The 13,836-nt window shown below is 72.3% G+C and carries 12 protein-coding genes and 1 pseudogene; 10 read left to right on the top strand and 3 right to left on the bottom strand.

Going from position 1 to position 13,836, the window contains the following annotated elements:
- Positions 1–46: 46 nt before the first annotated feature.
- The 7 genes from AB0G17_RS35180 to galK all read left to right on the top strand — a co-directional run bounded on the left by AB0G17_RS35180 (position 47) and on the right by galK (position 9,978).
- Positions 47–1,852, top strand: coding sequence for an ABC-F family ATP-binding cassette domain-containing protein (locus tag AB0G17_RS35180; protein ID WP_361391605.1), 1,806 nt, complete (start codon positions 47–49; stop codon positions 1,850–1,852).
- A gap of 257 nt (positions 1,853–2,109) precedes the next feature.
- The gene (locus AB0G17_RS35185) at positions 2,110–3,882 is read left to right on the top strand and encodes a PQQ-binding-like beta-propeller repeat protein (RefSeq protein WP_361391608.1); all 1,773 of its coding nucleotides are present in this window, start codon (positions 2,110–2,112) and stop codon (positions 3,880–3,882) included.
- 49 nt (positions 3,883–3,931) lie between these two features.
- Positions 3,932–5,758: a PQQ-binding-like beta-propeller repeat protein gene (locus AB0G17_RS35190; RefSeq protein WP_361391611.1), complete on the top strand. Its 1,827-nt coding sequence runs from the start codon at positions 3,932–3,934 to the stop codon at positions 5,756–5,758.
- A 264-nt stretch (positions 5,759–6,022) separates the two neighbouring features.
- On the top strand, positions 6,023–6,697 hold the full coding sequence (locus tag AB0G17_RS35195; protein WP_067160004.1) for a LuxR C-terminal-related transcriptional regulator: 675 nt from the start codon (positions 6,023–6,025) through the stop codon (positions 6,695–6,697).
- 128 nt (positions 6,698–6,825) lie between these two features.
- The gene (galT, locus tag AB0G17_RS35200) at positions 6,826–7,875 is read left to right on the top strand and encodes a galactose-1-phosphate uridylyltransferase (protein WP_361391615.1); all 1,050 of its coding nucleotides are present in this window, start codon (positions 6,826–6,828) and stop codon (positions 7,873–7,875) included.
- Positions 7,872–8,840, top strand: coding sequence for a UDP-glucose 4-epimerase GalE (galE, locus tag AB0G17_RS35205; RefSeq protein ID WP_361391618.1), 969 nt, complete (start codon positions 7,872–7,874; stop codon positions 8,838–8,840). Before galT ends, galE begins: the two co-directional genes overlap by 4 nt.
- Positions 8,833–9,978 (top strand): galactokinase, encoded by a 1,146-nt coding sequence (gene galK, locus AB0G17_RS35210; protein WP_361391621.1) that lies wholly within the window; start codon positions 8,833–8,835, stop codon positions 9,976–9,978. The genes galE and galK overlap by 8 nt, the downstream gene beginning before the upstream one ends.
- Before the next feature lie 155 nt (positions 9,979–10,133).
- Here galK and AB0G17_RS35215 read toward each other — a convergent pair.
- Positions 10,134–10,235: pseudogene (locus tag AB0G17_RS35215) on the bottom strand (N-acetyltransferase); the annotation flags it as partial.
- 99 nt (positions 10,236–10,334) lie between these two features.
- On the bottom strand, positions 10,335–10,778 hold the full coding sequence (locus tag AB0G17_RS35220) for a GNAT family N-acetyltransferase (protein ID WP_361391624.1): 444 nt from the start codon (positions 10,776–10,778) through the stop codon (positions 10,335–10,337).
- Between the two features lie 229 nt (positions 10,779–11,007).
- On the opposite strand from AB0G17_RS35220, the gene AB0G17_RS35225 reads away from it, so the two are divergent.
- Positions 11,008–11,787 (top strand): response regulator transcription factor, encoded by a 780-nt coding sequence (locus tag AB0G17_RS35225; protein ID WP_361391627.1) that lies wholly within the window; start codon positions 11,008–11,010, stop codon positions 11,785–11,787.
- Here AB0G17_RS35225 and AB0G17_RS35230 read toward each other — a convergent pair.
- The gene (locus AB0G17_RS35230) at positions 11,746–12,243 is read right to left on the bottom strand and encodes a MarR family transcriptional regulator (RefSeq protein WP_361391631.1); all 498 of its coding nucleotides are present in this window, start codon (positions 12,241–12,243) and stop codon (positions 11,746–11,748) included. The two genes, AB0G17_RS35225 and AB0G17_RS35230, sit on opposite strands and share 42 nt — an antisense overlap.
- A gap of 132 nt (positions 12,244–12,375) precedes the next feature.
- Between AB0G17_RS35230 and AB0G17_RS35235 the strand changes: the two genes are divergently transcribed.
- Positions 12,376–13,380, top strand: a complete 1,005-nt coding sequence (locus AB0G17_RS35235) for a methyltransferase domain-containing protein (RefSeq protein ID WP_361391634.1) — start codon at positions 12,376–12,378, stop codon at positions 13,378–13,380.
- Entirely contained in the window at positions 13,380–13,739 is a 360-nt protein-coding gene (locus AB0G17_RS35240; RefSeq protein ID WP_361391637.1) for a VOC family protein, read from the top strand. The genes AB0G17_RS35235 and AB0G17_RS35240 overlap by 1 nt, the downstream gene beginning before the upstream one ends.
- Positions 13,740–13,836 lie beyond the last annotated feature (97 nt).

Raw genomic sequence — 13,836 nt, forward strand, 5'->3', positions numbered from 1 at the left:
GGGAAGTACCCTGGGGAGCGATCCAAGCCCCCTGCTCAGGAGTGAAATGGCCGTCAACCTGGTCAATGTCGAGGCAGTCAGCAAGGTATACGGCACCCGTGCCCTGCTCGACGGCGTCTCCCTCGGCGTCTCCGAAGGGGACCGGATCGGGGTGGTCGGCCGTAACGGAGACGGCAAGACCACCCTCATCCGGATGCTCGCCCAGCTGGAGGAGGCCGACACCGGCCGCGTCACCCACGTGGGCGGGCTGCGCCTCGGCGTGCTCACCCAGCACGACTCGCTCGACCCGAAGGCGACCGTCCGGCACGAGGTGATCGGCGATCTCGCCGACCACGAGTGGGCCGGCAACGCCAAGATCCGCGACGTGCTCACCGGGCTCTTCGGCGGGCTCGACCTGCCCGGGTTCGAGAGCGGGCTCGACACCGTCATCGGCCCCCTCTCCGGCGGTGAGCGGCGGCGTATCGCCCTCGCCAAGATCCTCATCAGCGACCCGGACCTCATCATCCTGGACGAGCCCACCAACCACCTCGACGTGGAGGGCATCGCCTGGCTCGCCGCCCACCTCCAGGCCCGCCGCTCGGCGCTGGTGTGCGTCACCCACGACCGGTGGTTCCTGGACCAGGTCTGCACCCGGATGTGGGACGTCCAGCGGGGCGACGTGTACGAGTACGAAGGCGGCTACTCGGACTACGTGTTCGCCCGCGCCGAGCGCGAGCGCATCGCCGCGACCGAGGAGGCCAAGCGGCAGAACCTGATGCGCAAGGAGCTGGCCTGGCTGCGGCGCGGCGCCCCCGCCCGCACCTCCAAGCCGCGCTACCGCATCGAGGCCGCCAACGAGCTCATCGCGGACGTGCCGCCGCCGCGCGACACCTCCGAGCTGATGAAGTTCGCCAACGCACGGCTCGGCAAGACCGTCTTCGATCTGGAGGACGTGACCGTCCAGGCCGGGCCCAAGGTGCTGCTCAAGCACCTGACCTGGCAGCTCGGCCCGGGCGACCGGATCGGTCTGGTCGGGGTGAACGGCGCGGGCAAGACCTCGCTCCTGCGCGCCCTGACCGAGGCGTCCCGTACCGACGGCGAGGCGCAGCCCGCGGCCGGGCAGATCAAGGTCGGCAAGACCGTCCGGCTCGCCTACCTCTCGCAGGACGTCACCGAACTCCCCGCCGAGCTGCGGGTCCTGGAGGCCGTCCAGCAGATCCGGGACCGCGTCGACCTCGGCAAGGGCCGGGAGATGACGGCCGGGCAGCTGTGCGAGCAGTTCGGGTTCAGCAAGGAGAAGCAGTGGACGCCGGTCGGGGACCTCTCCGGCGGTGAGCGGCGCCGTCTGCAGCTGCTGCGGCTGCTGATGGACGAGCCGAACGTGCTCTTCCTCGACGAGCCCACCAACGACCTCGACATCGAGACGCTGACCCAGCTCGAAGACCTCCTCGACGGCTGGCCGGGCTCGATGGTCGTCATCTCGCACGACCGGTTCTTCATCGAGCGCACCACCGACCGGGTGTGGGCGCTGCTCGGCGACGCGGCGCTGCGGATGCTGCCGCGCGGCATCGACGAGTACCTGGAGCGGCGCAAGCGGATGATCGAGGCGGCCTCCCCGGCCCCGGCGCCCGCCGCCGCCCGGCCCGCCGGCACGGTCTCCTCCGCCGACAGCCGGGCCGCGAAGAAGGAACTCCAGAAGATCGAGCGGCAGCTGAACAAGCTCTCCGACCGGGAGACCAGCCTGCACGCACAAATCGCCGACAACGCCACGGACTTCGAGAAGGTCGCCAAGCTCGACGCGGAGCTGCGCGCCCTCATCGGCGAGCGCGACGATCTGGAGATGCGCTGGCTGGAACTGGCCGAGGAGTCCTAGTAACGCGTGGGACGCGTGGTGCTCGTGACAACGCCTGACGAGTCGTAAAGAGCACGTGCAAACTCCATAACAGGCACATCACAGGCCGGTCCGCCCTTGGGAACAGGGGCGGACCGGCCCCCTGTTCGAGGGGTTGTGGGTGATAGAAAGAAGCCCCGCTCGACTGACGCAAACTGTGCGGGACCATGTCCGATTCCGCTCCGGAAACGCGGGGGAGTCCGTTCGGGCAACGGTCCGCACGAAGGGGGAAACACGCTGTGACCCAGCCGCCCAGCCAGCAGCCGCCGCAGGGGGGCTTCGGGGCACCCATGGACCCGCCCGCCGGAGCACCCGTCCCGCCCGCCCAGCCGCCGCAGATGCCGCCGCCGCCCGCGGGGCCGCCGCCCGCGATGCCGCCCGCCCCGCCGCAGGGCGCGCCGGCCGGAGCCCCGGGGTACGGGTACCCGCAGACGCCCCAGCCGGGGTACGGCTACCCGCAGGCACCCGGCCAGCAGGGCCCGTACGCCCAGCAGCCGGGCGGCCCCTACGGCGGCTACCCGACGCAGCCGCAGTACCCGGGCGCCCCGATGCCGGAGCAGCCAGGCGGGGGCCGCAACCCCTTCAAGGGCAAGCCCGCGATGATCGTCGCGGCGGCCGTGGCCGGTCTGCTCGTGATCGGCGGCGGCGTGTACTTCGCCACCAAGGGCGGCGGTGACGACAAGAAGCCCGAGGCGAAGAAGAGCCAGGCCGCCCAGCCCACCGGCTCCCCGACGGCGGACACCGGCGACGGCAAGGGCGACGGCCGGGCCGGGGCCGACGACCTCAACGCGGGCCGCAAGGACGGCGAGGCGAAGGTCTGGCTCCAGGAGAACGCCACCCAGCTGACCCAGAACGGCGCCGAGCAGTCCGGCCCCTGGGTGATCGGCGACACCGTGGTCAAGGCGATGTACAAGGAGGTCACCGGCTATTCGGTGACCGACGGCAAGCAGAAGTGGAGCGTGCCGCTGGACGCTCCGCTGTGCGGCGCGCCGCACCAGACCACCGCCGACGGCAAGATCGTCCTCGGTGTTCAGGAGAACAACACCAAGAACGCCAAGTGCAACCAGCTCCAGCAGGTCGACCTCGCGGCCGGCAAGGCGGGCTGGAAGGTGGCGGTCCCGTCGGAGAACGCCTTCGACATCATGACCAGCTTCGACATGGCGATCACCGGCAACACCGTCGCGGTCGCCCGGATGGGCGGCGTCAGCGGCTTCTCCGTCCTCGACGGCAAGAAGATCTTCGGCCAGGAGCGCAGCGGCAACTGCCGCGCGGACGCCTTCGCGGGCGGCGCCCGGCTGATCGCGGCGGGCAGCTGCACGGTCGGCGGTGACACGCTCGGGGTCGACCAGATCCAGGAGCTCGACGCGACGACCGGCAAGCCCAAGTGGACCAAGCAGTTCCCCAAGGGCTGGAAGGTCGCCCGGGTCTTCTCCGTCGACCCGCTGGTGGTCTATGTGACCAACAAGGACAAGAAGCAGTACAACATCTCGACGTACAAGCCCGACGGCTCGCTCCGCTCCGAGCTGGTCAGCAAGGACAGCTTCCAGCCCGAGTGCGGCTGGGCGATCATGGACCGTGACCTCCAGGGCTGCCTGGGCACCGCCGCCGACGCCAACACGCTCTACATTCCGACCGAGCCCAAGCGCAGCTCCGGCGACGGCTTCGGGCGCACCAACGCGGTCGTGGCGTTCGACCTCAACACGGGCAAGGAGAAGTGGCGTTCGACCGCCGGCAGCGACCGCACGATGCTGCCGCTGAGCGCCGAGAACGGCAAGGTCTTCGCCTACGTCGCGCCCACCACCGAGCAGGGCGGCGCGGTCGCGGAGATCGCGGCGACCGGCGGTCAGCCGAAGACCGTGCTCCAGAACCCGGCGTCCACCGCCTCCATCGAGAACGGTTTCTTCTCCAAGCACGTGGCCTACCGCGACGGCCGCCTCTTCATCCTCAACGGCCGGGTGTCCAGCCCCAAGGGCGACACCAAGGAGAAGGCCCTGATGGGGTTCGGCAACTGATGAACGCGCCCGCTCCCGCCCACTTCCCTTCCGCAGAGGTACGTACGTCATGAGCCAGCCCCCCCAGCCGCCCCAGCAGCCGCCCGGCGGGCCGACGCCGCCCCCCGCCGGAGGATTCGGCGCCCCGCAGGAGCCCCCGGCGGGCGGCTTCGGCGCGCCCACCCCGCCCCCGGCGGGCGGTTTCGGCGCCCCGACGCCGCCGCCCCCGGCGATGCCGCCCACGCCTCCGGCCCAGCCGCCGGCGGCCCCGGCGTACGGCTACCCGCAGGCCCCGCAGCCGGGCGGGGCGCCCGCGTACGGCGCTCCGCAGACGCCCCCGGGCCAGCCGGGCTACGGCTACCCGGGCCAGCCGCAGCAGGGCTACGGCTATCCAGGCCAGCCCGTCACCCAGCCCATGGCGCCGCAGGGCGCCCCGGGCGGTCCCGGCGGCGGCAAGAAGCTCAACAGCCAGCTGACGATCATCATCGCGGCGGCCGTCGCCGTGGCGCTGATCGTCGGCGGCGGTATCTGGTACGCCAAGGGCAAGGACGGCGACAAGAAGGAAGAGTCCAAGTCCGGCTCCACGCAGGGCGCCGACGGCGGCAAGGAAGGCGGCTCGACCGGGGGCGGCGGCAAGGAGCAGCCCACCGGCAACGTGGCCTCCAAGGTGCTCTTCCAGGTGCCGCAGCCCAAGGTCGCCGACATGGTCCACGTCGAGGGCTCCTGGCTGACCGACAAGGTGTACGCCAAGTCGGGCGTCAACGAGATCGTCGGCTACGACCCGGCCAAGGGCACCCAGCTGTGGAAGGTGCCGCTGCCCGGCGCGGTCTGCGCGTCGACCACGCACGTCACCTCCGACAGCAAGACCGCGATCGTCTACGAGGGCCCCAAGGCCTCCGGCGAGAAGTACGCGCGCTGCACCGAGGTCGCCGTACTCGACCTCACCACCGGCAAGCTGGCCTGGACGAACTCCGTCAAGGACGGCGACCGCAAGACGATGTACGAAGAGGTCACCATCGGCGGCGGCACGGTCGCCACCGGCGGCACCTCGGGCGGCTCCGCCTGGGACCTGGCCACCGGCAAGCTGCTGTGGCAGCCGAAGATCACCACCGACCAGTGCAAGGACGCCGGTTACGGCGGCGGCGAGGCGCTGGTCGCGGTCCGCAAGTGCGGCGACTACGACAACCCGACGGTCACCATCCAGCCGCTGAACCCGAAGACGGGCGCGCCGGTCACCTCGTACAAGATGCCGACCGGTGTCCAGTACGCGCACATCGTCTCCACCAAGCCGCTGGTCGTGGCCGCCGACGTCGGTGACACCGCCGGGGACGGCAGCGGGATCTCGGACTTCTTCTCGATCGACGACAAGAGCGGCAAGCTGCTGGCCCGCATTCCGGCGCCGGGCGACAAGTACGCCGCCGACTGCGACTCCACCGAGGTGGAGCGGTGCACCTCGGTCGCCGCGGGCGGCGGCAAGCTGTACGTCCCGACCGAGCAGCACGACGGCGCGGGCGGCAGCGGGTCCGGCCGGACCAACGAGATCCTCGCGTTCGACCTGGCCACCGGTCAGCCCGTGCCCGGCAAGGCCGACGCGGGCGACGGCTCCTCGCTGTACCCGCTGCGGATGGACGGCAACAACGTCATCGCGTTCAAGAAGCCCCCGTACGACAAGGGCAGCCAGATCGTGAGCGTCGACGGCGGCAGCTTCAAGCAGACGGTCCTGCTGGAGAACCCGGCGGACACCTCCGTGCGCGACGCACTCTCGCAGTTCGGGCCGGAGTACGGCGAGATCCGGTACGCCGGGGGCAAGCTCTTCATGTCGGCCACCTCGGTCATGAAGCCGAGCTCGTTGACCGACGAGAAGAGGTACCTGCTGGTCGGCCTCGGCACCGGCTGATCCGGCGGCGCGCCTCGTACGGCGTCAACTTCTCCACCACGGCGGCCCCGGCCGCGGAGCACCCTCCGCGGCCGGGGCCGCCGCGTTCACCTGGGCGGACACGGTCGTTCGCCAAGTAGTCCCGAATGACGGGGATTTCGGCAATCCGGGCGTCTTCTCACCGGTAGGGGGCGCGCTACGTCGAACAAGCGTGTAGCTTGCCGGGTCAGGGAGGGCCGGGCCAGGGGAGTTGGCAACGTGCCCCGGGGGATGGGGGGTTGCTCGATGGGCGTGCGGCTCATGGTGGTCGACGACCACCGCCTGCTCGCCGAGGCGCTCGCCTCGGCACTCAAGCTCCGCGGGCACCGGGTGCTCGCCGCGGCCGCTCCGGTCGCGGGAGCGGCCGAGCTGGTGGTGTCGCGGGCGCCGGAGGTGTGTCTGCTCGGCACGGCCACGCCCGCCGAGCCGGGGGTGTTCGACCCGATCGTCAAGATCAAGCGGGAGCGGCCGCAGGTGGCCGTGGTGGTGCTCGGGCCGGTGCCCAGTCCACGCGGGATCGCCGCCGCCTTCGCCGCGGGCGCGTCGGGGTACGTGCGGCACGACGAGCGCATCGAGGGCGTGGAGCGCGCCATGGTCAAGGCGAGGTCCGGGGAGGCGGCGGTGGCGCCTCAGCTGCTCCAGGGCGCCTTCGCGGAGCTGCTCAACCCGGCCGCGCAGCCGGACGACGAGGGGCAGCGGCTGCTCCAGATGCTGACCCCGCGCGAGGTGGAGGTGCTGGTCCGGGTCGCGGACGGCGAGGACACCCGGCTGATCGCCGCGGGCATGGGCATCGCCCCCTCCACCGCGCGCACCCATGTCCAGCGCGTCCTGATGAAGCTGGGCGTCGGCTCCCGCCTGGAGGCGGCGGCGCTCGCGGCCCGTACGGGCCTGCTCGACCGGGCGGTCCCCCCGGCGGGCTGAGCCGGGACTTCACCTGTTTCTCCGAAGACGGCCCCCACGCCCGTGCGGGGGCCGTCTTCGTCGTTCCCATTGACTGATGGTGTTGGCTCGTGATTCTTTATGTTCGGTTCTGTTTGATGGAGGTGCAGGTGAAGAAGACGTCGACCCGGCTCGCCGACGGCCGTGAGCTGCTCTACTTCGACGCGCGGGACGACGTCGTCCGGGACGAGACGGACAGCCGGCCGCTGGAGCCCGTCTCCACCGCCTCGGAGATCCGCCGCGACCCCCTCCTCGGCGACCGGGTGGCCATCGCCTCCCACCGCCAGGGCCGCACCTACCACCCGCCCGCCGACGCGTGCCCGCTGTGCCCCTCGCGGGACGGGCGGCAGAGCGAGATCCCGGCCGCCGACTACGACGTGGCCGTCTTCGAGAACCGCTTCCCCTCCCTCGCCGGGGACTCGGGCCGCTGCGAGGTCGTCTGCTTCACCCCCGACCACGACGCCTCCTTCGCCGACCTCACCGAGGAGCAGGCCGCCCTGGTCCTGGAGGCCTGGACCGACCGAACCGCGGAGCTGGCCGAACTCCCGCAGGTGGAGCAGGTGTTCTGCTTCGAGAACCGGGGCGCCGAGATCGGCGTCACCCTCGGCCACCCGCACGGCCAGATCTACGGCTACCCCTTCACCACCCCCCGCACCGCCCTGATGCTCCGCTCCCTGGCCGAGCACCGCGAGCGCACCGGCGGCCGCAACCTCTTCGACGACACGGTCGAGCGCGAGCTCGCCGAGCGCGTCCGGGTCGTCCTGGAGGGCGAGCACTGGGTCGCCTTCGTGCCGTACGCCGCGCACTGGCCGTACGAGGTGCACCTCTACCCCCGCCGGCGCGTCCCGGACCTGCGGGCCCTGGACGAGGAGGCGCGCACAGAGTTCCCACAGATCTATCTGGAACTCTTGAGGCGCTTCGACCGGATCTTCGGGGACGCCGAACCGCCCACGCCCTACATTTCGGCCTGGCACCAGGCGCCCTTCACCGAAGGCGCCGACCGGCACGAATTCGCTCTGCATCTGGAGCTTTTCACCGTTCGCCGCACTTCCGGCAAGCTGAAGTTCCTCGCGGGTTCCGAATCCGGCATGAGTGTGTTCATCAATGACGTGCCGCCGGAGGCCGCGGCCCGGCGACTGCGAGAGGTAGCGAGTTCATGAGCGGGAAATACCTGGTCACCGGCGGCGCCGGCTATGTCGGCAGCGTGGTCGCGCGCCACCTCCTGGAGGCGGGCCACACGGTGACCGTCCTCGACGACCTCTCCACGGGCTTCGCCAAGGCCGTCCCGGCGGGCGCGGAGTTCATCGAGGGCCGCGTCCAGGACGCCGCGCGATGGCTCGACGCCTCGTACGACGCCGTGCTGCACTTCGCCGCGTTCTCGCAGGTCGGGGAGTCGGTGGCGGTTCCCGAGAAGTACTGGTCGAACAACCTCGGCGGCACCATGGCGCTGCTGGACGCGATGCGGACGGCGGGCGTGCGCACGCTGGTGTTCTCCTCCACCGCCGCGACCTATGGCGAACCGGCCTCCGCCCTGCTCACCGAGGCCGCCCCCACCGCCCCCACCAGCCCCTACGGCGCCTCCAAGCTCGCCGTCGACCACATGATCAGCGGCGAGGCCGCCGCCCACGGCCTGGCGGCCGTCTCGCTGCGGTACTTCAACGTGGCCGGGGCGTACGGCGGTTGCGGCGAGCGGCACGACCCCGAGTCGCATCTGATCCCGCTGCTGCTCCAGGTCGCCCTCGGCGAGCGGGAGTCGATCTCGGTGTTCGGGGACGACTACCCGACCCCGGACGGCACCTGCGTCCGCGACTACATCCACGTCGCCGACCTCGCCGAGGCGCATCTGCTGGCGCTGGACGCGGCGACCGCCGGCGAGCACCTGATCTGCAACCTCGGCAACGGCAACGGCTTCTCGGTCCGCGAGGTCATCGAGACCGTACGCAAGGTCACCGGGCACCCGGTGCCCGAGGTCACCGCCGGGCGGCGGCCGGGCGACCCGGCGGTCCTGGTGGCCTCCGCCGCCCGCGCGCACGAGCGGCTCGGCTGGCGCCCCTCCCGCGCGGACCTCGCGGGGATCGTCGCGGACGCCTGGGAGTTCGCGCGGCGGGAGCGCGCCGGTGACTGACATCGCGGACGAGTTCCAGGAGCTGTACGGCAGGGCCCCCGAGGGGGTCTGGGAGGCGCCCGGGCGGGTCAACCTCATCGGGGAGTACACCGACTTCAACGACGGCTTCGTGATGCCGCTGGCGCTGCCGCACACGGCGGTCGCGGCGGTCGCGCGGCGCAGCGACGGGGTGCTGCGGCTGCACTCGGCCGACGTGGACGCAGGGGTGGTCCGGCTCGACGCCGACGCCCTGGAGCCGCTGGCCGGCGGCGGCTGGGCCGCGTACCCGGCGGGCGTGGTCTGGGCGCTGCGGGCGGCCGGGCACCCGGTGACGGGCGCGGACATCCACCTGTCGTCCTCGGTGCCGACCGGCGCCGGGCTCTCCTCCTCGGCGGCCCTGGAGGTCGTCACCGCGCTCGCCCTGAACGACCTGTACGGACTCGGGCTCACCCGGCCGGAGTTGGCGCGCCTGGCACAGCGCGCCGAGAACGCCTTCGTGGGCGTCCCCTGCGGGATCATGGACCAGACCGCGTCCGCCTGCTGCACCGAGGGCCATGTGCTCCACCTGGACACCAGGGACCTCTCGCTGCGCCAGGTCCCCTTCGACCTCGCCGCGCACGGACTCGCGCTCCTCGTCGTGGACACTCGCGTGAAGCACGCGCTCGGGGACGGCGCGTACGCCGACCGGCGCGCCGCCTGCGAGGCGGGCGCGCGGGCGCTCGGTGTACGCACCCTGCGCGAGGTTCCGTACGAGCGCCTCCCCGAGGCGCTGGCCAGGCTGGACTCCGAAACCGTGCGTCGGTGCGTACGCCATGTGGTGAGCGACAACGAGCGGGTGGAGCGGGTCGCGGCGCACCTCGCGGCGGGCGATCCGCGCGCGGCCGGCCCGGTCCTCACCGAGGGCCACGCCTCGCTCCGCGACGATCTGCGGGTCTCCTGCGCCGAGTTGGACCTGGTCGTGGCCGCGTCGGTGGCGGCCGGAGCGCTCGGCGCGCGGATGACGGGCGGCGGCTTCGGCGGGTCGGCGGTCGTCCTCGCCGAGGCGGCGGCGGTGGACACGGTCACCAAGTCGGTCGAGGAGGCGTTCGCGACGGCCGGGTACACCGCCCCCAGGATCTTCCCGGCGATCCCGTCGGCGGGAGCGCGAAGGCTGCGCTGAGCATGGCGGCGGGTGTGTGGTCGTTCGGCTGCGGGCCGGTGGGGGCTGGTCGCGCCCACGCGGCGGAGCCGCACATGTCACAGCCCCGTGTCCCTTAAGGGCCGCTGCGCGGCATCCAGCCCACCACGACCGGCAGACAAACACCGCGCCCTCGGTCACAGCCGCTTCGTCAGGATGAACTCCGTGATGCCCGGCGGGTAGTCGGGCACCTCGCCCACCACCTCGTACCCCTGCCTGCGGTAGAAGCCCGGCGCCTGACTGTGTCTATTGGTGCCCTCCGGGCACGGGCCCAGGTCTTCGGGCGGGTGACTTCGGGGGGTCACGGGCCCAGGTCTTCGGGCGGGTGACTTCGGGGGTCACTTCAGCCGCTTCGTCAGGATGAACTCCGTGATGCCCGGCGGGTAGTCGGGCACCTCGCCCACCACCGCGTACCCCTGCCTGCGGTAGAAGCCCGGCGCCTGGAAGTCCCAGGTCTCCACGCGGGAGCGGGCGCAGGAGTGGTCGGTGCGGGCCGACTCCTCGGCGCGGGCGAGGAGTTCGGCGCCGAGGCCGGTGCCCCGGTGGGCCGGGTCCACCCACAGCAGGTCCACGTGGAGCCAGGTCGCCCAGGTGCGGCCGGTGAGGCCGCCCGCCAGGTCGCCCTTGCCGTCCACCGCCCAGACGTGGAGCGGCCGTTCCTTCTCGTCCGGGGTGCCGCGCAGGGCGCGCAGCGCCGAAGAGCGTTCCGTGTTGGTGTCCTTGAGCCGCTGTTGGAGCAGAATCCGCCGGGCCTTGTCCACTTCCGCCTCAAAACGAAACATGGGTCACACCCTAAACAACCCGGTCAATCAGTTCTGCAAATCACCTTCCGCTTCCGGCTGACAGCCCTACTCTGAAGCACAGCACCGGTGGGGGCCGGTGTTGATCAGGGGGCGAGACAGTCGGGTACGACGCCCGGGGTGGGGTACCAGTCAGTCCACGGCGGCGGCCGCGCGACTGCCGTGCTCCCCCTTCCGGGCGCCGTGCCCCGGCCGGTCCGTTCCCCGACGCATGGGGGTGTCTGTGGTTCGTATCCGGGTTCTCGTGGTGGATGACCACCGAATCTTCGCGGAGTCGCTGGCCGCCGCCCTGGCGGCCGAGCCCGACGTCGACGTCGCGGCCGCCGGCAGCGGCCCGGCGGCGCTGCGCTGTCTGGAGCGGGGGGCCTCCGAGGGGCGCCGCTTCGACGTGATGCTCGTCGACGCCGACCTCGGCGCGCTCGCCGGGGCCCCGGTGGCCCGGGCGGTGCCGGACGGCGGTGGTGCCGACGGCCTGGTGGACGGCATCTCGCTGGTCGCCGGGGTCCGTTCGGGCCAGCCCGCCGTGCGTACGGTGGTGCTCGCCGAGAAGGACGACCCGCGCCGCGCCGCGCTCGCCCTCCAGGCGGGGGCGTCCGGCTGGGTCGCCAAGGACTGCTCGCTCCAGCGGCTGCTCGCGGTGATCCGGGGCGTGCTGCGGGACGAGACGCATCTGCCGCCCGCCCTGCTCACCGGCGTGCTGCGCGAGCTCACGGCCGCCCGCAAGCACCGCACCGAGAGCGAGCGCCTGGTGGAGTCGCTGACCCCGCGCGAGCGCGAGGTGCTGCGGTGCATGGTCGCCGGGCTCGGCCGCAAGGCGGTCGCCGAGCGCCTCTTCCTCTCCCCGCACACGGTCCGCACCCACATGCAGAACGTGCTGGGCAAGCTCGGAGTGCACTCCACGCTGGCCGCCGTCGCCCTGGCCCGCCGGGCCGGGGTGGGGCCGGCCGAGCTAGCCGGGGATGTTGTCGAACGGGGCGGTCAACTGGCGTAGCAGCCCGGCCAGTTCACCCCGCTGGGTGCGCGACAGCTGGGCCAGGATGGCCCGCTCCTGCTCCAGGAGCCCGGCCAGTGCCTGGTCCGCCCGGTCGCGCCCCTCGGGGGTGAGGCGGACCAGCACTCCGCGCCGGTCGCTGGGGTCGGGGAGCCGCTCGACCAGGCCCTTCTTGGCGAGCCGGTCGATCCTGTTGGTCATGGTGCCGGAGGTGACCAGCGTCTGCGTGAGCAGCTGCCCGGGAGAGAGCTGGTAGGGGGCGCCCGCGCGCCGCAGCGACGTCAGGACGTCGAACTCCCAGGGCTCCAGCTGGTGCTCGGCGAAGGCGAGTCTGCGGGCCCGGTCGAGGTGGCGCGCCAGCCTGCTGACGCGGCTGAGCACCTCCAGCGGCTCCACGTCGAGGTCCGGGCGCTCGCGGCGCCATGCTGAGACCAGTCGGTCGACCTCGTCCTCCATGTCGATCAGTGTAGAGGGTCTGTCGACATGAAGTCTCTTGACGTCAAGATATATAAAGCCCCACCATTGGGCATGGAGGGCCCGGGACCCTGTCCCGTTTCGGCCAGCCGTACCCTGTAAGGGGGCTCGAACATGCATTCCGATTTCGTCCCGGAGTCCGTCGAGGCGCCGCCCCGGGAGTCCACCGCCACGTCCGCCCGGACGTCCGCCCCGCTGCCCGCTCCCCTCTGGGACCCGCAGCAGTACCTGCACCATTCCAGCCATCGCACCAGGCCCTTCCTCGATCTGCTCGCGAGGATCCCGGCCCTGCCGGGCTCCGCCGGCGCGGCCGCCGCCGACACGGCCGCAGCCGGTGGAGCACCCGGCGCCCGGCGCGTGGTCGCCCCGCGCACCCCGGACGCCCGTCCGGGCCCCGGAGGCCGCCCGCCCGCCCGGATCGCCGATCTGGGCTGCGGCCCCGGAAACGTCACCGCACTGCTCGCCGACCGCTGGCCCGACGCCCGCATCACCGGCTTCGACCTCTCGCCCGAGATGCTCGCCCAGGCCGACAAGGACCACGCGGGCACCACCGCGGGCGGCGGCTGGCTGGACTTCCGCCCCGCCGACCTCGCCCACTGGACGCCCGAGGAGCCGTACGACCTGATCGTCTCCAATGCCGCCCTCCAGTGGGTCCCCAACCACCCCGAGTCCTTCGCCTGCTGGATCGAGGGCCTCACCCCCGGCGGCACCCTCGCCTTCCAGGTCCCGGGCAACTTCACCTCGCCCAGCCACGCCCTGCTCGGCGAGCTCTGCGAGTCACCGCGCTGGCGAGCCCGGCTGGGCGACCACGGCCGCCGCTACGTCCACATCCTCGGCCCCGCCGACTACCTGCTGCGCCTCACCGACCTCGGCTGCGAGGCGGACGTCTGGGAGACGACATACTCCCAGCTGCTGCCCGGCGAGGACCCGGTCCTGGACTGGGTCAAGGGCACCGCCCTGCGCCCGGCCCTCACCGCCCTCGCCGACGACGAGGAGGCCACCGAGGCCTTCCTCACCGAATACCGCGACCTGCTGCGCCGGGCGTACCCGCCGGGCCCGCACGGCACGGTCTTCCCGTTCCGCCGGATCTTCGCCGTCGCGCGAAGGAAGGACCGCTGATGCTCGCCGCAGTGGACCACGTCCAGCTCGCCGCACCGCCCGGCAGCGAGGACATGCTCCGTACGTACTACGCGGGGGTCCTCGGCATGACCGAGGTCCCCAAGCCGCCGGTGCTCGCGGCCCGGGGCGGCTGCTGGTTCGCGTACGGGCCGGTCCAGCTCCACCTGGGTGTGGAGGAGGACTTCAGGCCCGCCGCCAAAGCCCATCCCGGGCTGCTCGTCACGGGCATAGAGACCTTCGCGCGCCGCCTGGCGGAGCGGGGCGCGAAGGTGGTCTGGGACGAGAACCTGCCCGGGCACAAACGGTTCTACTCCGAGGACCCGGTGGGCAACCGGCTGGAGTTCCTGGAGCCGGTGTGACCCGTGGCGTGACAGTGCCCCGCACCCCCTCGGGGCGCGGGTGAACCCTGCTCGCCCCCGTATCTGACGCACGACCCGTTGGTCTTGGTATTGACGC

The sequence above is a fragment of the Streptomyces sp. NPDC023838 genome (assembly GCF_040639555.1).
Lineage (GTDB): Bacteria > Actinomycetota > Actinomycetes > Streptomycetales > Streptomycetaceae > Streptomyces.

Coding starts and splice junctions, on each gene's coding strand:
- galE (WP_361391618.1), top strand. CDS start 7,872: ATGAGCGGGAAATACCTGGTCACCGGCGGCGCCGGCTATGTCGGCAGC.
- AB0G17_RS35180 (WP_361391605.1), top strand. CDS start 47: ATGGCCGTCAACCTGGTCAATGTCGAGGCAGTCAGCAAGGTATACGGC.
- AB0G17_RS35195 (WP_067160004.1), top strand. CDS start 6,023: ATGGGCGTGCGGCTCATGGTGGTCGACGACCACCGCCTGCTCGCCGAG.
- AB0G17_RS35235 (WP_361391634.1), top strand. CDS start 12,376: ATGCATTCCGATTTCGTCCCGGAGTCCGTCGAGGCGCCGCCCCGGGAG.
- AB0G17_RS35230 (WP_361391631.1), bottom strand. CDS start 12,243: ATGGAGGACGAGGTCGACCGACTGGTCTCAGCATGGCGCCGCGAGCGC.
- AB0G17_RS35225 (WP_361391627.1), top strand. CDS start 11,008: ATGGGGGTGTCTGTGGTTCGTATCCGGGTTCTCGTGGTGGATGACCAC.
- AB0G17_RS35220 (WP_361391624.1), bottom strand. CDS start 10,778: ATGTTTCGTTTTGAGGCGGAAGTGGACAAGGCCCGGCGGATTCTGCTC.
- AB0G17_RS35240 (WP_361391637.1), top strand. CDS start 13,380: ATGCTCGCCGCAGTGGACCACGTCCAGCTCGCCGCACCGCCCGGCAGC.
- AB0G17_RS35190 (WP_361391611.1), top strand. CDS start 3,932: ATGAGCCAGCCCCCCCAGCCGCCCCAGCAGCCGCCCGGCGGGCCGACG.